This window comes from Undibacterium sp. WLHG33 (genome assembly GCF_049544815.1).
Taxonomy (GTDB): Bacteria; Pseudomonadota; Gammaproteobacteria; order Burkholderiales; family Burkholderiaceae_D; genus Undibacterium.
The window spans coordinates 883,092-901,676 of sequence record NZ_CP186697.1; the positions used below are offsets into that span (position 1 = coordinate 883,092).

Sequence of the window (18,585 nt, forward strand, 5' to 3'; positions counted from 1 at the left end):
CAAATTCTATTTTAAAGTTACAATGTTACCGTTTGATTAATTCTCATTGACGCAACTAAATCCAGCATCAATAGACTAGACAGCGAGGTAATTATGGCAAATTTAACCCAGCTTGAATCGGATGAGATCGACTACGATCCTAATAATCTTTTAGATACTCTGATCAAGCAATTGCATTTGAAAAATGACGCAGCACTCTCAAGAGCGTTAGAAGTTGCGCCACCGGTCATCAGTAAAATCAGACATCGCCGCCTGCCTGTAGGCGCATCATTGTTGATCCGCATGCATGAAATCAGCGATATCAGCATCAAAGAATTACGCGAACTGATGGGTGACCGTCGTGCGAAATTCCGCATCAGCGACAAACAATTCAAACCAAAAGAAGCTGCTTAATCACAGTCCGGGTAACACCCGGCACCAGATGAAGCAAAAATACCGAAACTACTGATGAGTAATTTCGGTATTTTTTTTATTCTGAAAGACTGACGAGCGCATCAGCGCTCACCTGTTCCGGATCTCAGGCAGGAAAAACACCTGTCGACAAATATCGGTCCCCGCGATCGCAAACGATAAACACGATAGTCGCGTTTTCCACAGTCTCAGCAACTCTCAGTGCAATTTCGCAGGCACCAGCTGCCGAAATACCGCAAAAAATCCCTTCTTCGACCGCGAGTCTGCGCGCCATATGTTCCGCATCGCCCTGACTCACTGATTCGACCCGGTCAACTCTGGCCTTATCAAAAATTTTTGGCATATACGCTTCCGGCCATTTACGAATACCGGGAATTTGCGAGCCCTCTTCTGGCTGCGCACCGATAATCTGAATCTGCGGATTTTGCTGCTTCAGATAGGCGGAAACACCCATGATCGTTCCGGTTGTTCCCATCGCGCTGACAAAATGGCTGACTTTACCGCCGGTATCTCGCCAGATTTCAGGTCCGGTACCTTCAAAATGCGCGAGAGGATTATCCGGATTGGCAAACTGATCGAGAATCAGGCCCTTGCCTTCTTTTTGCATCTGTTCTGCCAGATCCCGTGCATACTCCATGCCGCCGGTTTTTGGCGTCAGGATGATCTGGGCACCGTATGCCGCCATACTCTGACGTCGCTCTATACTCAGATTTTCCGGCATCAGCAAAACCATCTTGTAACCGCGCATTGCGGCCGCCATCGCCAGAGCAATACCAGTATTGCCACTGGTTGCCTCAATCAAGGTATCGCCCGGTTTTAACTGTCCCCGCTCTTCAGCGCGCCGGATCATCATTAATGCCGGTCTGTCTTTAACTGAACCGGCCGGATTATTCCCTTCCAGCTTGCCCAATATAATGTTGTTACGACGCCGGTTTTCCTCTCCGGGTATTCTTTGCAAACGTACCAGAGGAGTGTTACCTATCGTGTCTTCAATGGTCAGGTAAGACATAGTTATCAATAGTCGTGAAATACAGGCTTATTCTAAACGGACTTGAATTCTGCCGCTTGCGGCATATCACCGGACACCGTATCGCAAAACGGTGCTATCTCACTGATTTAACGGCAAAAAATTCCTGGCAGACTGCAAGTGCAGGGCGCAGTTTCCTTATACATAATTCGCATAAGCTAATAAAAAAGCCCCCGATGATTCAAAATCGGAGGCTTTTAGTAAAACACAGGCGATGACGGTGAAGATCGAAGCCTGAAAATAAAACTATTTATTTAATCAGATTATTTTGCTTTGCCTTCTTTTGCACTGGCGGCTGCTTTCTCAGCAGCCTCTGCTTTTTCTGCTTTTTCTGCTTTTTCTGCTTTCGCTGCTTTTTTCTCTGCTTTTGATGCTTTTACTGGTTTTTCCGAATCTTTTTCTGCAGCCTTGCCATCCGCTTTTGCTGCTTTAGCGGATGCATCTGCAGGCGGTGTATCCGCTTTAGACTCTTTGGTCGCTTTTGCAGGCTTGCCTGCGGCCTTATCCGCAGTAGCAGGTTTGGCTGGGGCACCTGGTTTTGACTGTCCATTCACTGTCAGGCCTGCTTCTGACAACTTGGTCGAATTCTTATCGCCAATTCCCTTCACACGTGCTTCAAAATCTGCCCAGTCTTTGAAATTGCCATTTTTTGTACGCTCTTCAATAATCGCCTTGGACTTGGCAGGGCCTATGCCTTTAATACCATCCAGAGCAGCCTGATCACCTTTATTGACATCAACGTCGGCGAACGCAAAACCCATGGTGACAATCATTGCGGCGACTGCCAATAATAATTTCTTGAACATATGAAGACTCCCCAAAAAGTGATGAACTTAAATGATCATGTTTCATTTTCTAAGAAAGCAGAAAACGAAACATGATTATTAACGGTAAAAGCACATAAGGGTTGACTTATTTTCACCAGATTGAGAGAAAACTACAACTGAGCGAATAATTCTTCTTTTGTCACAGTCGCCGTGCCCAGTTTGCCGACCACAATTCCGCCGGCACGGTTGGCGATTGCAACGGCATCCTGCATACGCATACCGTTGGCCATCATCACCGCCATTGTCGCAATCACGGTGTCGCCAGCTCCGGAAACATCAAACACTTCCCGCGCCATAGCTGGGACATGGGTAACATCTTCTTCGGTAAATAGCGTCATCCCTTCTTCAGACCGCGTTAATAACAAACCTTGCAGATCTAATTCGCGCCGCAAATTTTGTGCTTTTTCAGTCAACTCGGTCTCATTTGCCCAATCGCCGATAATCAGTTTCAGTTCTGATTTATTCGGCGTTAATAATGTTGCTCCAGCATAGCGGGCGAAATCACGGCCTTTGGGATCCACCAGCACTGGCTTACCGGCGTCCTTTGCAGCCTGTATCATCGCCGTCACGTTCATCAGCCCGCCTTTGGCATAATCGGAAAAAATGACGACGTCGTACGCACTGAGTAATGCATTAAAACGATTCAGCTTGTCTCTCAGAACGATTTCTGTCGGTTTTTCCTCAAAATCTATGCGTATCAGTTGTTGCTGACGACCGATCACGCGCAATTTAATAATTGTTGATATCTGCTTATCCCGGCTGAGGTAGCTGGAAATCCCTGCCTTTTTCAACAGATTCTCAATACTGTCACCAGCCTCGTCATCGCCGATAATGCCCATTAAACCCGCATTGACACCAAGCGCTATCGCGTTTAACGCCACATTTGCAGCTCCGCCTAGACGCTCTTCACGTCGTTCCACGCGAACGATAGGAACCGGTGCTTCCGGCGATATCCGGTTCACCTCACCAAACCAGTAGCGGTCGAGCATGACGTCGCCAGCGATCAGAATTTGCTTTTTCACTTGCCCGTTCACAACCGGCCTCACTTCCGTGTGAGTACGGAGCGGCCAATGCCGTGATATTCAATGCCCAGCTCATTCATCACTGCTGGTTCAAACAGATTTCTGCCGTCAAAGATGACGGCCTGTTTCAAACGCTGTTTCACCTGATCAAAATCGGGACTACGGAAAGCCTTCCATTCAGTCACGATCGTCAGCGCATCTGCATCATTAAGCGCATCCATAGGGTTTGCTGCGTAACGGATAGAAGCGAGTAATTCCGGCGCATCATAAAAATCCAGTTCAAACACACGTCTGGCTTCGTCCATAGACACCGGATCATAGACCGCGACCGTGGCACCATTACGCAGCAATTCACCGATCAGTACGCGGGATGAAGCGGCACGCATATCGTCAGTGTTAGGCTTAAATGCAAGGCCCCAGATTGCAAAGTGTTTACCGGCAATCTTATTATCAAAGCGCTGCATAATTTTGGCACCGAGAATCTGCTTCTGACGCGCGTTAACTTCTTCAACCGCCTGCAAAATCAACAGATTCAGACCGTAGTCCTGGGCCGTACGTTCCAGTGCCTGTACATCTTTCGGGAAACAGGATCCGCCATAACCGCAACCTGCATATAAAAAACTATGTCCTATGCGTGGATCAGAGCCGATACCATGACGCACCGCTTCAATATCGGCGCCGACATGATCCGCGAGATTGGCAAGTTCATTCATAAACGAAATACGCGTTGCCAGCATCGCATTTGCGGCATACTTGGTGAACTCCGCAGAACGAACATCCATCCAGTAAGTGCGTTCGCGATTACGATTAAATGGTGTGTACAACTTTTTCATCATATCGCGCGCTTTTTCTCCCTCGGGCGTCGCGTCGCAACCAATCACAATACGATCTGGGCGCATAAAGTCCTCAACCGCAGCTCCTTCTTTCAGGAATTCGGGATTAGATACGACGGAGAAAGTTGCAGTTGCTGCGCGCGCAGCCAACTCCTCTTGTACGGCAACGCTGACGCGGTCAGCGGTACCAACAGGAACGGTCGATTTATCGACGATGACTTTAAAGCCGGTCATGTATTTACCTATATTACGTGCCGCCGCCAGCACATATTGCAAATCAGCGGAGCCGTCTTCATCGGGAGGTGTACCAACCGCAATAAACTGGATATCGCCATGTGCCACGCTTGCCTCGACATCAGTCGAAAAACGGATACGCCCGGCAGCGCGGTTACGCGCAACCACTTCTTCCAGTCCGGGCTCATGGATAGGAATTTCCCCATTGTTCAGGATGTCAATTTTGCGCTGATCGACATCGAGACAAAAAACATCGTTTCCCAATTCAGCGAGACAGGCACCCGTCACGAGGCCAACATAACCAGTACCAATAATAGTAATTTTCATTTTGCGATCACAGTCCCAAACAAATAGTGCCGTATTCCTGCCGGAGTCGTTTTTCCGTTCTGAGGAAAACACATCTCATGCAGAGGAATACCATTAATTCATTACATTTAACTCTTCTGTACGTCTTGGCGGATACGTTTCCCAGCGACTGCAGCCCGGGCAATGCCAATAAAATTGCCTCGTCTTAAAACCACAATGCGAGCACTGATAGCGTGACAATTTCTGTGCATAACCATGCACCAGATTTTTTACCAGAGATAATTCTGGCCGGAATTCAGGTGCAACCTCAATCAACCGCGCATCCAGTAATTTTTCCAGCCCCAGCAAGGTAGGCGTTCTGCGCAATTCATCGCTGACCAACTGATTCGCCGCTTCTACCGTATCAAGCTCTATCGTCGCTTTAAAAACCACCTCGAGCAAATCCACAGACGGGGCTTCTTCGAGATAGTTTTTCAACAGATTCAGACCTTCCTGAGGGCGTTCGAGCTTACGATACGCATCCATCAGCCGTTGTGCAACCAACGCCACATGCGGAACACTTTGCTGCTCAACTCGCAACCACGCAGTAACGGCTTTTTCTGTTTCACCGATTGACTGATACACATCGCCCATCAATATCACAGCACGGACGCTTAAACGGTCTATCGCCAGCGCTTTTTCCAGGACAGCAAGCGCCGCCTCAGTATTACAACGCGCCAGCTCATCCTGCGCAATTTCGCAATAAAACTGTGCTATCTCTTTTTGCCGGCCACCGGCACCGGCTTCTTGCAATGCGTAAGCGGCATCGATCGCACGTGCCCATTCTTTTTCACGCTGATAAATTTCGAGCAGAGCGCGACGTGCCTGGACTTCAAACGGCCCTGACACAAGCTGATTAAACGTTTCTTCCGCACGGTCTAATAAGCCCGCTTTTAAGTAATCCTGCCCCAGCTCGAACATTGCCTGCGTCTTTTGATCGGAAGGCAAATCAGGGCGCTGGACCAGATTTTGATGCACCCGGATAGCGCGCTCGGTTTCACCGCGGCGGCGAAATAAATTTCCTAATGCAAAATGCAACTCCACGGCCTCGGGATCGAGCCGGACGATATCGATAAACGCATCGATCGCCTTATCCGGCTGTTCGTTCAGTAAAAAATTGAGCCCTTTGAAATAGCCACGCGGCAGGCTGCGTGACTCAGAGAGCAGCTGCCGGATATCGACCCGGGCAGCAATCCAGCCAAGAGTAAAAAACAAGGGGATGCCGAGCAACCACCAAATTTCAAATTCCATTTTTCTTATTTTCTTTAATATTTTTTTAGATGATAAGGACCAGACTGCATGATGCCTGTGTACGACAAATCACGTCTTTACCATACTCGTGTCTCAGAGCGACGCTGGCACATGAGAGCTTAATCGTTCCGGACACTATCCGGTTGTGGCGCCTGCATGCTAGCCTGCTCCGCAAGCAAACGTTCTTTCTCAATCTCCGCCAGTGTTTTCTTATGGCGGGAGAGATCACGACGATGTCTGAATATCATAGGAACCATCGCTAAAGCCCCGAGCACAGCGCCTGCTATGAAAAAAACCAACAGCATAATCACCAGAGGTGCAGATTGTTGATAACCAAAGAAATACTGTAGCGTGACGATCTGATCATTCTTTAAGGCAAAGCCAAAAAAGATGATGAAAAGTATCGCAGCAAGCAATCTGGAAATATATTTCATGGTTACATCCTAATGAATAAAAGCGGCATTGACGAACGCTGTTGCTTTACTGTGTCTGCAAAGCGATCATTGTACTGAAAAAAAACGGCATACCGGAAAAACCGATATACCGTTTTTTAATTTGCATCAATCGCGAGGCCCGATGACCCGTCTAGTCATCGTGTATCGGCTGCCCAACCATGGCATCGACACGTTCGCGTAATTCCTTACCTGGCTTGAAATGAGGTACCCGTTTTTCAGGCACCATCACCTTGTCACCTGATTTAGGATTACGACCTATCCGTGGAGGACGACTGTTCAGAGAAAAACTGCCAAAACCCCTGATTTCTATCCGTTGCCCTGTTGCCAGAGCATCGGTCATTGCATCCAGTATAGTTTTGACAGCGACATCCACATCTTTAGCAACCAGCTGCGGATATCGCTCTGCCAGACGAGCTATCAGCTCCGACTTCGTCATATTTATAAAACCTTATGACTAAGATTGAGCTTAGTTTTTGTTGTCGAGTTTAGCTTTCAACAACGCGCCCAGGCTGGTAGTACCGGAAGCTGCATTGGAGTCTACTGCTGTAGACATTTTTTGCATTGCTTCTTGTGTTTCAGCGCTGTCTTTTGCTTTGATAGACAACTGAATACCACGTGCTTTACGGTCGATGTTCAATACCAGTGCTTCAACAGTATCGCCGACTTTCAGGTGTGTGCCAGCATCTTCCACGCGGTCGCGGGAAATTTCGGAAGCACGCAGGTAGCCTTCAACGTCGTCTGCCAGTTGGATCACTGCGCCTTTTGGCTCAACAGATTTCACTGTACCGGTAACGACTGCGCCTTTGTCGTTCATTGCGCAGTAGTTATTGAATGGGTCACCTTCGAGTTGTTTAACGCCCAGGGAAACGCGCTCACGCTCAACGTCGATGGCCAGAACAACGGCTTCCAGTTCGTCACCTTTCTTGAACTTGCGAACAGCTTCTTCGCCAGTTTCATTCCAGGACAGGTCAGACAGGTGAACCAGACCGTCGATGTTGCCGGACAAGCCAATGAATACGCCGAAGTCAGTGATCGATTTGATCGCGCCTTTGACTTTGTCGCCTTTCTTGTGGTTGATCGCGAAATCATCCCAAGGATTAGCTTTACATTGTTTCATGCCCAAGCTAATACGACGACGTTCTTCGTCGATTTCCAGAACCATCACTTCAACTTCGTCGCCCAGTTGAACAACTTTGTTTGGTGCCACGTTTTTGTTTGTCCAGTCCATTTCGGAAACGTGAACCAGACCTTCGATACCTTGTTCAACTTCAACGAATGCGCCGTAGTCGGTCAGGTTAGTGACCTTACCGAACAGACGTGTGTTCGCTGGGTAACGACGGGACAAGCCTGTCCATGGGTCGTCGCCCAATTGTTTTACGCCCAGAGACACACGGTTTTTCTCTTGGTCGAATTTCAATACTTTTGCAGTGATTTCCTGACCAACTGTCAGCACCTCGGAAGGGTGACGTACACGACGCCATGCCAGATCGGTAATGTGCAACAAGCCATCGATGCCGCCCAGATCAACGAACGCGCCGTAATCAGTGATATTTTTAACGATACCAGTAACTACTGTGCCTTCTTTCAGGGTTTCCATCAGTTTCTGACGCTCTTCGCCCATCGATGCTTCAACAACAGCGCGGCGGGACAGCACAACGTTGTTACGCTTGCGATCGAGCTTGATCACTTTGAATTCCATGGTTTTGCCTTCGTAAGGAGTTGTATCCTTAACAGGGCGTGTATCAACCAAAGAACCTGGCAAGAAAGCGCGGATGCCGTTCGTCAGAACAGTCAGACCACCTTTAACTTTGCCGTTAACTGTACCAGTAACGATCTCGCCAGACTCCAGCGCTTTTTCGAGCGCGAGCCAGGATGCCAGACGTTTTGCTTTGTCGCGGGACAGGATAGTGTCGCCGAAACCGTTTTCCAGCGAATCAATCGCTACGGAAACGAAATCACCAACATTCACTTCCAGGTCGCCCTGGTCGTTTTTGAATTCTTCAACAGGGATGAAGGCTTCAGACTTCAAGCCTGCGTTCACGATCACAAAGTTGTGGTCGATACGAACGACTTCAGCAGAAATCACTTCACCGGAACGCATATCCTGACGTGACAGGGACTCTTCGAACAAAGCTGCGAAGCTGTCTGCACCGGTTGCGAAATCTTGGGACATGAATACAGTAGACATAATATTTTTGAGTTAGCCGGAACAGAACAAAGGCGCTGTTTACCGGGTTAGGTTGAACAACCCTTTAATAAACTTGCTTTATCAAAGGGACTTACTCGCACATTCAGCAATCAAACAGTCTTACTATTGAGACGACTTGCTTTCCTGCGCTTCTGCATACCATTCCAGCACCTGATTCACCGCTTGTTCAGCCGTAATTTCTGAGGTATCGAGAATAATTGCACCTGATGCAGGTTTGAGTGGGGCGGCTGCGCGGGTACTGTCTCTCGCATCACGTTCCATCAAATCTTTTACCAAGTTTTCCATATTAGCAGAAATTCCCTTTTCAATCAATTGCTTATATCGACGGCTTGCGCGCGCCTCTGCACTTGCTGTCAAGAAAATTTTGAGACTGGCATCGGGGAAAATCACACTGCCCATATCACGCCCGTCCGCCACCAGGCCGGGAGCATTGCGGAATGACAATTGCAAGTCCACTAAGGCTTTGCGGACTTCCGGTAATACTGCGATGCGTGATGCCGCAACGCCTATCGCTTCGGCGCGCACATCGTCAGTCACATCGTCGTTTTCCAGCATGACGTGGCCGTGAACGAAATGACAGGGCAAGGCGCGTGCCAATGCAGCAATGCTGGTTTCATCGTCAAGCGAGACACCTTTACGTTGTGCCATCAGGGCAGTTAAGCGGTAGAGCGCACCAGAATCGAGGTAATGAAAACCCAGATGTTTGGCAACGCGATGGGCAACGGTTCCTTTGCCGGAAGCAGTCGGCCCATCAATCGTAATTACTGCGTATTTATTTGTCATTTTGGGGGAGTATCCTTCAATTTCGCCCTATTGTCCGCATGAACAAAGGCTGCTTTTATATACTGAGGGGAGTATTAAAACAGCTCCTGATGGTTGATTTTGGCAAAAACCTCAAAATAATCAGGGAAAGTCTTGGCGACGCAATGCGGTTCGTTAATCCGCATCGCCGCCCCGCGCCGCGCCTTACCATCCAGACTGGCAAGCGAAAAGCACATCGCCATGCGGTGATCATCATAGGTATCGATGGTCGCGGGCAAAATCTGCGCCGGTGGTGTGACGCGCATGTAATCCGCGCCCTCTTCCACGGTTGCGCCGAGTTTTCTTAATTCTGTCGCCATCGCCGACAGACGATCAGTCTCTTTGACGCGCCAGCTCGCAATATTGCGCAGCGTCGTGGTGCCATTTGCATACAAGGCCGCCATCGCGATCGTCATCGCGGCGTCAGGGATATGATTGAAATCCATATCGATCGCCTGCAATACGCCATTCGATGTGGCTTCTATCCAGTTATCGCCGCGGGTGATGGTTGCCCCCATTTTTTCCAGCGCTTCGGCAAAGCGGACATCGCCCTGTATGCTGTTGCGCCCGACGCCTTCCACTCTGACTGGTCCGCCAGCAATCGCGCCAGCCGCCAGAAAATAGGACGCAGACGACGCGTCGCCTTCAACGTGCACCACGCCGGGCGACAAATAATGCTGCCCACGTTTAATAGTAAACGCCTGCCAGCCATCGCGTTCGACGGCAACGCCAAAACGCTGCATCAGATTCAGCGTGATTTCAATATATGGCTTGGAAATTAATTCACCAACGACATCAATCACGATGTCGTGTTCTTTCGCCATCAATGGCGCTGCCATCAGTAAGGCGGTCAGAAACTGGCTGGAGACATTGCCTTTGACTTGCAAACGCTGCGCATGAATATGACCGCGACGAATGTGCAAAGGCGGATAGCCAGGATTGCCGGTGTACTCGACCTGCGCTCCGGCGGCATTCAGGGCATCGACCAGATCGCCAATCGGCCGCTCATGCATACGCGCCACGCCATGCACGGTGTAATCACCACCCAGCACCGCCAGCGTCGCGACCAATGGGCGAATCGCAGTGCCCGCATTTCCCATGAACAAATCGGCCTGATGGCGCGGTAATTGTCCGTTGACGCCGCGAACCGTGTAGTTCTGGCTGTCACCTTCCTGCTCCCAGTGCACACCGAGTTGCTGCAAGGCGTTCAGCATCACCAGCGTGTCGTCGGAGGCCAGTAAATCTTTGATTTCTGTCGTCCCCTGCGCCAGTGCTGCGAGCAACAAGGTGCGATTGGAAATACTCTTGGAGCCGGGCAAGCGCACCGTGCCCTGCACCTGCATGATTGGCTGCAAATCAATGTATGGCGGATAGTGTTTGCTTTGTTGCGTCATAGTGATGAACTTATTCGGAAAGCATCCGGAACCTGATCCGGAATGCAGATAATTTATTTTCGACAAAGACAGGATTGATGTAAAACCGCCCCAGCGGCGTTATGACTCCTCGCCGTACTATTCGTACTGTCTTCGTCGCCATGTCTTGCCGGGACAACTTTGCATCCATCCTAAAAGAATAACAGACGAATGACAGATGAACCCCGATCAGTGGCAATCTGACCAGATCAGAATTCGTCCGTCGTCATCCGGAATGAAGCCGAGAACATTGGCGATGTTAATCGCCACCTTCACGCTGCTGCTTTTCTGCGGCTTCAATCGCGGAAATCCAGTTGTGACGGGCGCGTTGTGCGTTTGCATAAATGCCTTCGATGCCCGCTGCATCAGCATTGACTAAATGCTGGCGCAACACCGCCAAACGCGCGGTGTACGAATCCAGTTCCTGCAACATCGCGTGCCGGTTTGCCAGCGTGATGTCGCGCCACATTTCCGGCGAAGAACCGGCAATCCGGGTGAAATCACGAAAGCCGCTCGCCGCATATTGAAACAGGGTATCGGCATGTTCTTTACGGGCGATATCATCCACCAATGCATAAGCAAGCAGATGCGGTAAATGACTGACTGCTGCAAACACCGCGTCATGCCCGGCCGGATCAAGATAATGAATAATCGCGCCACATTGTTGCCATGCCCAGGCAACGCGCGCCACATCCGCATCGCTGTTTTCCGGCAGGCGTGTGATCACCGCTTTTTTACCGACATACAAATCAACGAGTGCCGCTTCTGGCCCATTCAACTCGCGACCTGCAATCGGATGCGCAGGGACAAACTGGCGCAACTTTGCGCCCAGCGCTTCTTTTGCGGCATCAACGACATCGGATTTGGTACTGCCAGCGTCGGTAACAATCGTTGTTGGCGATAAATACGGCTGTATGGAATCCAGAATTGCTTTGGTTTGCGCGACCGGCGCAGCAATCAACACCAGATCAGCATCCTTGACTGCAGCTTCAGGCGAAGTCGCAATGCTGTCGATAATACCGAGCTGCAATGCTCGTTCCAGCGAAGCCTGACTACGCCCGGAGCCAACGATATGCTGCACAGCGCCAGCTTTTTTCAATGCCAGCGCAAATGAGCCACCGATCAGGCCAACACCAAAAATCGCAACACGCTTAAAAAAATTCGGGACCTTATCCATCACGATCTCACAACGTACAAGGATAAGAACCCAGGACTTTGAAGAAAGCTGCTTTTGCATCAAGCTCAGCCATCGCCGCTGCAACTCTTTCATCCATGACGTGTCCTTCGACATCGACATAGAAGTAATATTCCCAGTTGCCGGTGCGGGCGGGACGCGATTCAAAACGGGTCATCGAAACGCCGTGTTTGGATAAGGGTGCCAGCAGATCATAAACTGCACCGGCTTTGTTCGGCGTCGCCAGCACAATCGATGTCTGATCTTTGCCGCTCGGTGTCGTATGCAAACGTCCTATCACCGCAAAGCGCGTACGGTTATGCGGATCGTCCTGAATGTGTGCGCTGACGATACCGAGGTTATATTGGGTGCCAGCGATTTCACTGGCGATCGCAGCAACGGTGTAATCACCACCGGCCATGCGCGCAGCTTCGGCATTCGATGCTACGGCCTGACGCTCAATATGCGGATAATGCTGGTTCAGCCATGCCTGACACTGCGCCAGCGCTTGCGAATGGGCGCAGATACGGCTCACGCCTTCCATATTGCCGGATTTGCTCATCAGACTGTGCTGCACCGGAATCGCCAGTTCACCGCTGATGATCAGACTGGTTTGCAGCAATAAATCGAGTGTGCGATTAATCGCACCTTCGGAAGAATTTTCAATCGGTACCACGCCGAAATCCGCTGTGCCCGCTTCGGTGGCCCGGAACACCTCATCAATTGAAACGCAAGGCAAAGCCTGAATCGCATGACCAAACTGCTTGTACACCGCCTGTTCGCTGAAAGTGCCGACCGGGCCTAAAAACGCCACGACGACACGCCGCTCCAATGCACGGCAGGCGGACATGATTTCGCGGAAAATCAGTTGTATATCTTCGTTCAGCAAAGGACCGGGATTACGCTCCGCAACCCCGCGCAATACCTGCGCCTCGCGCTCAGGACGAAACACCGGCGCATTGGTTTCGGCTTTGACATGGCCGACTTCTTCAGCCACGCGGGCACGCTGATTCAGTAAATCGAGAATCTGGGCATCAATCGTATCGATCTTGATGCGCAGTGGAAGTAATTTGTTGTCGCTCATAACTGACCTAAAAACCGTTTTTTGAACACTGTGAAAGCGGAAAACCAGCCTTAAGCATCCTGTCTGCCGCTTTGAATTATTTGATTCCTCACCAAGCTTTTGATCTGGTTCGACAGCGCCACGGTTTCCAGGTAATGGGTTATGCCATGTTCAGAAAGGCCTGTCGCCTGAGGATAAGGCGATACGTTACTACTATTACGTTCAGGAATGCGCGCTGGCAAACTCGCGCATGAAATGAACCAGTGCCTGCACACCGGCGAGCGGCATCGCATTGTAAATAGAGGCACGCATACCACCGACCGATTTGTGCCCCTTCAACTGCAACAAACCTTGTAATTTTGCTGCTGCTAAAAACTCTGTATTCAGAGATTCGTCTTTCAGGAAAAACGGCACATTCATCCGGGAGCGGCATTCTTTTGCGACGCGATTTTCATAAAAATCGGTGGAATCCAGATAGTCGTACAACAGTGTTGCCTTCGCAATATTTTGCGCTTCCATCGCCGCCACGCCGCCCTGACGTTTCAGCCATTGAAACACCAGACCGGCAATGTAAATCGCATAGGTCGGCGGTGTGTTGTACATCGAACCGTTGTCGGCGACAATTTTCCAGTCAAATGCGGACGGGCACACCGGCAAAGCATGTCCAAGCAGATCCTCACGTACGATCGCCAGCGTCAGACCTGCCGGGCCGATATTTTTCTGTGCGCCGCCAAAAATCACGCCGTAGGCAGACACATCAATCACTCGCGACAAGATGTGCGAAGACATGTCTGCCACGATAGGCGCACCACCGGTCTGTTCCGCCACCTCAGGTACGAAATGGTATTCAACACCATCTATCGTTTCATTGGTACAGAGATGCACATAGGCCGCATCTTTCGACAACTGCCAGCTTTCTCTGGCCGGAATCGCCGTAAAACCGTTGCTGGCAGCCGAGGCTGCCACATTCACTTTGGCGTACTTTTGCGCTTCTTTGATGGACTTACCACTCCACGAGCCGGTATGAATGAAATCTACCGGTGCATCGGGACAACGCCCCATTAGATTCATAGGAACGATGGCATTTTCAGCGAGACCACCACCTTGTAAAAACAAGATTTTGTAATTTTCCGGAATCGCCAGCAGATCACGCAAATCACGTTGGGCGGCATCCATGATAGACATGAATTCCGCACCGCGGTGACTCATCTCCATGACCGACATACCGCTGCCATGCCAGTCCAGCATTTCTGCAGCGGCCTGCTGCAAAACCTCTTTAGGCAAAACTGCCGGACCCGCCGAAAAATTATAGATGGTGGTCATCGTTTTACTCCGCTACATCGCCAGCGGCCTGATCAGCCGATGAGCCTGCTTCAGTGTCATCCTGATCTGCGTCGGTCTCGACGATACGCTGCAAACCGGACAAAGTCGTACCATCCTCAACCGCAATCAGTGTAACGCCTTGCGTTGCACGTCCCATTTCACGAATCTCGGATACTCGGGTCCGGATCAGAACACCACCGGTTGTGATCAACATGATTTCATCGCTCGTGTCGACCAGAGTCGCAGCAACCACTTTGCCATTACGCTCAGAAGTCTGAATTGCGATCATGCCTTTGGTACCACGGCCATGACGTGTGTATTCGGTAATCGGTGTACGCTTACCGAAACCATTTTCTGTTGCCGTCAAGACTGATTGCTGTTCGTTTTCAGCGACCAGCAAAGCGATCACTTGCTGTGATTCGTCCAGATTCATGCCGCGCACACCACGCGCAGTACGGCCCATCGGGCGCACATCATTCTCATCGAAACGCACTGCCTTACCTGCGTCCGAGAACAACATCACGTCGTGCTTGCCATCCGTCAGTGCGGCACCGATCAGGAAATCACCTTCATCCAGATCTACCGCGATAATGCCGGCTTTGCGAGGATTACTGAAATCGGCCAACGGCGTTTTCTTCACGGTACCCAGGCTGGTTGCCATGAAAATGTAACGATCTTCAGGGAAGCTACGGTTATCACCCGACAAAGGCAGAATCACGGTGATTTTTTCGCCATCCTGCAGCGGGAACATATTCACGATAGGTTTTCCGCGAGACGTGCGTGAACCTTGCGGCACTTCCCACACTTTGAGCCAGTACAGGCGGCCTCGATTACTGAAGCACAGGATGTAATCGTGAGTATTAGCGACAAATAATTGCTCAATCCAGTCATCATCCTTGGTCGCCGTCGCCTGTTTGCCCCTGCCACCGCGTTTCTGAGCGCGATATTCAGACAAAGGCTGCGACTTCATGTAACCAGTGTGTGACAAGGTCACCACCATATCGACCGGCGTAATCAGATCTTCGGTTTCCAGATCTGTCGCATTGTGCGTAATTTCAGAACGGCGGACGTCTTTATTTCCTTCGCCATACTCATTTCTGGCGAGTGTCAGTTCATCAGTAATAATCGTTGTGACACGTTCCGGCTTTGCCAGAATATCGAGCAAATCGGCGATTTCAGCCATCACGTCTTTGTATTCGTTGACGATCTTATCCTGCTCCAGACCAGTCAGACGTTGCAAACGCATTTGCAGGATTTCCTGCGCCTGATCGTCAGATAATTTATACAGACCATCCGGCTGAATACCGTAATGCTTAGGCAAACTCTCAGGACGGAAAGCATCAACCCCACCCGGATTATCAGCAGCAGTGCGTGTCAGCATCTCACGTACCATGGAACTATCCCAGGCACGCGTCATCAATTCCTGTTTCGCCAGAGGAGGCGTTGGCGCCGCTTTAATGATGGCGATGAAATCGTCGATGTTCGCCAATGCCACTGCCAGACCTTCGAGCACATGACCACGTTCGCGCGCTTTGCGCAGTTCAAACACGGTACGACGCGTGACAACTTCACGGCGATGCGACAAGAAGCACGCCAGCATTTCTTTCAGGTTCAGCAGCTTAGGCTGGCCATTGACCAGCGCCACCATATTCATACCGAACGTGTCCTGCAACTGCGTCTGCTTATACAGATTATTCAGTACCACGTCCGGTACTTCACCACGTTTAAGCTCAATGACCACGCGCATGCCGGATTTATCGGATTCATCGCGAATATCTGAAATGCCGTCCAGCTTTTTATCGCGCACTAATTCTGCGATACGCTCAAGCAAGGATTTTTTATTAACCTGGTACGGCAGCTCATCAATAATCAGCGCGGTACGGTTATCTTTACCAAATTCTTCAAAATGCGTCTTCGCACGCATCACAACGCGACCGCGACCGGTGCGGTAACCGTCGCGCACACCGGAAACACCATAGATAATGCCGCCGGTCGGGAAATCCGGTGCTGGGATAATCTCTATCAGCTCATCGATCGTGCAATCGTCGTTCCGCAACAAGTGCAGAGCACCATTGATAATTTCGGTAATGTTGTGCGGCGGGATATTCGTCGCCATACCAACGGCGATCCCGGAGGCACCGTTGATCAACAAATTGGGGATACGGGTAGGCAGAACCGATGGTTCTTTTTCTTTACCATCATAGTTCGGTACGAAATCGACTGTTTCTTTTTCGATATCCGCCAGAATTTCGTTAGCAATTTTGTCTAAGCGACATTCGGTGTAACGCATCGCAGCGGCACTGTCGCCGTCAATTGAACCGAAGTTCCCCTGACCATCGACCAGCGTGTAGCGCAAAGAAAAATCCTGCGCCATACGTACCAATGTGTCATAAATAGAAGCATCGCCGTGCGGATGGTATTTACCCATGACCTCACCGACAACGCGCGCGCATTTGACGAATGGGCGGTTATAAACATTGTTCATCTCATGCATCGCGAACAAAACGCGTCGATGTACAGGCTTGAGACCATCACGCACATCCGGTAAAGCTCGGCCAACGATCACGCTCATGGCGTAATCAAGGTAGCTCTTGCGCATTTCTTCTTCAAGGGAGATCGGGAGTGTTTCTTTTGCGAATTGATCCATTGGCATGCCGGCAAATTAGAGCTTGGTTGAATGATAACTTCGAGAAAAACAGTTGCTGCCAATGCTGGGTTTGCTAATACTGCTTGCCAGCAGTGCCCGGCTTTTCACAAGCAAGACAAGATCAGAGACAAAAGTTTTTCGAATTTTTAGCCTAGAATTTTAACATGCCAGGGAGGCCAAACGTCACAAAATAGCAAAACAGAAATACGCGCAGTAACAGTGGGGTTGCTGCATTTCAACAAAGGATCCCTGCTATTTCAAATCCGCACAAAGTGATTCACTGCTGACTGGCAAGCATCGGTCTATTACCCTGGAGCATGACCTTCCTTATCATCTGCAATCAGTCAGGACTGAATTCGGAACATCAAACAACATTTGCAAAATTATAAAATTAACAAATAAGTTCACCAGAGAAATTATTGCCAATATAAAATCTTTTAAATAAGAATCACATCAGAAACACAGCAACATTGTTGCCCATGCACGACATATTTAACGAAGTGTTACTTTAGCGATTTAACAAGTCATGCTGGATTGACGTGATCTATGGCAAAATATGGGCGGAATAACAGTATTGTTCGTTTGACGAAATAGTAATGTCATCAAGCGCGTGGTATCATCAGGTTTTAAGCAGTAATTTGCGCAGTTTATCTGCGATAATTAAATCTCAGTCGAGAGGATAAATATGAAAATTCTAGTTAAGCTCGTTATCGCAGCGTCCGCAGTTGCTTCCTTTTCTGCATCCGCACAACAAGACATCAAAGCGAACGCACCACACAGCGCTTATGTGCAAGATGCTCGCGGCGTTATCGTTCGTGATGCATTCGGTCTGTGCTGGCGCACTGGCTACTGGACACCTGCTGATGCAGTGCCAGGTTGCGACGCTCCTTTAGTAAAAGAAGCGGCTCCAGCTCCAGTTGCTGCCCCAGCCCCAGTTGCTGCCCCAGCTCCAGCTCCAGTTGTTGCTCCAGCTGCTCCGACATCTGAAAAAGTGACTTTCGCTGCCAGCGCATTGTTCGATTTTGACAAATCCGTATTGAAACCAGAAGGTAAAGCACAGCTTGACGACATGGTTTCCAAATTGAAAGCAATCAATCTGGAAGTTGTTATCGCTGTTGGTCATACTGACTCTGTTGGTACTGATGCTTACAACCAAAAATTGTCTATCCGCCGCGCAGAAGCAGTTAAAGCTTATCTGGTAAGCAAAGGTATCGAAGCTAACCGTGTTTACACTGAAGGCAAAGGCGAAAAACAACCAGTTGCTGATAACAAAACAGCAGAAGGCCGCGCTAAAAACCGTCGCGTAGAAATCGAAGTTGTTGGTACACGCAACAAATAATTAAACTCAGTTTAATTACGCAAAAAGCCCCGCTCTGGCGGGGTTTTTTGTTTTCAATTCTCCTTCCCGGTATGTCAACTCCGTCACAAAATACAAGATAAGTATTTATTCTTGAAAGCCACTCTATCTGTAACAAGCACAAAGCAGGATGTTCTGCAGAAACTCGCCTTGTCTTGACATGATCAAGTGCGGTAAGCAGCGGGATCGCCTAC

General features: G+C 49.7%; 16 protein-coding genes. 2 read left to right on the forward strand and 14 right to left on the reverse strand.

The window, feature by feature from the left end; genetic code table 11:
- Positions 1–93 precede the first annotated feature (93 nt).
- The gene (locus ACOTSW_RS04030) at positions 94–393 is read left to right on the forward strand and encodes a hypothetical protein (protein ID WP_423681137.1); all 300 of its coding nucleotides are present in this window, start codon (positions 94–96) and stop codon (positions 391–393) included.
- 124 nt (positions 394–517) lie between these two features.
- On the opposite strand, the gene cysM is transcribed toward ACOTSW_RS04030, so the two are convergent.
- From cysM to gyrA, 14 genes are all read right to left on the reverse strand, one after another.
- A complete protein-coding gene (cysM, locus tag ACOTSW_RS04035) occupies positions 518–1,420 on the reverse strand; it encodes a cysteine synthase CysM (RefSeq protein WP_423681139.1) in 903 nt (300 codons plus the stop codon).
- 281 nt (positions 1,421–1,701) lie between these two features.
- Positions 1,702–2,244 carry a ComEA family DNA-binding protein gene (locus ACOTSW_RS04040; protein WP_423681140.1) on the reverse strand — a complete coding sequence of 181 codons (543 nt, stop codon included), beginning with the start codon at positions 2,242–2,244 and terminating at the stop codon, positions 1,702–1,704.
- A 131-nt stretch (positions 2,245–2,375) separates the two neighbouring features.
- Positions 2,376–3,287 (reverse strand): D-glycero-beta-D-manno-heptose-7-phosphate kinase, encoded by a 912-nt coding sequence (rfaE1, locus tag ACOTSW_RS04045; protein ID WP_423681141.1) that lies wholly within the window; start codon positions 3,285–3,287, stop codon positions 2,376–2,378.
- 20 nt (positions 3,288–3,307) lie between these two features.
- Positions 3,308–4,681, reverse strand: a complete 1,374-nt coding sequence (locus tag ACOTSW_RS04050; protein WP_423681143.1) for a UDP-glucose dehydrogenase family protein — start codon at positions 4,679–4,681, stop codon at positions 3,308–3,310.
- A gap of 93 nt (positions 4,682–4,774) precedes the next feature.
- A complete protein-coding gene (lapB, locus tag ACOTSW_RS04055; protein ID WP_423681145.1) occupies positions 4,775–5,950 on the reverse strand; it encodes a lipopolysaccharide assembly protein LapB in 1,176 nt (391 codons plus the stop codon).
- Positions 5,951–6,069: 119 nt separating this feature from the next.
- A complete protein-coding gene (locus tag ACOTSW_RS04060) occupies positions 6,070–6,384 on the reverse strand; it encodes a LapA family protein (protein WP_423681147.1) in 315 nt (104 codons plus the stop codon).
- A gap of 151 nt (positions 6,385–6,535) precedes the next feature.
- Positions 6,536–6,841, reverse strand: a complete 306-nt coding sequence (locus ACOTSW_RS04065; RefSeq protein ID WP_186883052.1) for an integration host factor subunit beta — start codon at positions 6,839–6,841, stop codon at positions 6,536–6,538.
- A 30-nt stretch (positions 6,842–6,871) separates the two neighbouring features.
- Positions 6,872–8,578, reverse strand: coding sequence for a 30S ribosomal protein S1 (rpsA, locus tag ACOTSW_RS04070; protein ID WP_423681149.1), 1,707 nt, complete (start codon positions 8,576–8,578; stop codon positions 6,872–6,874).
- A gap of 138 nt (positions 8,579–8,716) precedes the next feature.
- Positions 8,717–9,397: a (d)CMP kinase gene (gene cmk / locus ACOTSW_RS04075; protein ID WP_423681151.1), complete on the reverse strand. Its 681-nt coding sequence runs from the start codon at positions 9,395–9,397 to the stop codon at positions 8,717–8,719.
- Between the two features lie 74 nt (positions 9,398–9,471).
- Complete coding sequence (gene aroA / locus ACOTSW_RS04080; protein WP_423681153.1) at positions 9,472–10,809, reverse strand: 3-phosphoshikimate 1-carboxyvinyltransferase; 1,338 nt, start codon at positions 10,807–10,809, stop codon at positions 9,472–9,474.
- 277 nt (positions 10,810–11,086) lie between these two features.
- Positions 11,087–12,004, reverse strand: coding sequence for a prephenate dehydrogenase (locus tag ACOTSW_RS04085; RefSeq protein WP_423682258.1), 918 nt, complete (start codon positions 12,002–12,004; stop codon positions 11,087–11,089).
- A 7-nt stretch (positions 12,005–12,011) separates the two neighbouring features.
- Positions 12,012–13,085 carry a prephenate dehydratase gene (gene pheA / locus ACOTSW_RS04090; protein WP_423681154.1) on the reverse strand — a complete coding sequence of 358 codons (1,074 nt, stop codon included), beginning with the start codon at positions 13,083–13,085 and terminating at the stop codon, positions 12,012–12,014.
- Positions 13,086–13,286: 201 nt separating this feature from the next.
- The gene (serC, locus tag ACOTSW_RS04095) at positions 13,287–14,387 is read right to left on the reverse strand and encodes a 3-phosphoserine/phosphohydroxythreonine transaminase (RefSeq protein ID WP_423681156.1); all 1,101 of its coding nucleotides are present in this window, start codon (positions 14,385–14,387) and stop codon (positions 13,287–13,289) included.
- Between the two features lie 4 nt (positions 14,388–14,391).
- On the reverse strand, positions 14,392–17,034 hold the full coding sequence (gyrA, locus tag ACOTSW_RS04100; RefSeq protein ID WP_423681157.1) for a DNA gyrase subunit A: 2,643 nt from the start codon (positions 17,032–17,034) through the stop codon (positions 14,392–14,394).
- A 685-nt stretch (positions 17,035–17,719) separates the two neighbouring features.
- On the opposite strand from gyrA, the gene ompA reads away from it, so the two are divergent.
- The gene (ompA, locus tag ACOTSW_RS04105) at positions 17,720–18,373 is read left to right on the forward strand and encodes an outer membrane protein OmpA (RefSeq protein WP_423681158.1); all 654 of its coding nucleotides are present in this window, start codon (positions 17,720–17,722) and stop codon (positions 18,371–18,373) included.
- Positions 18,374–18,585 lie beyond the last annotated feature (212 nt).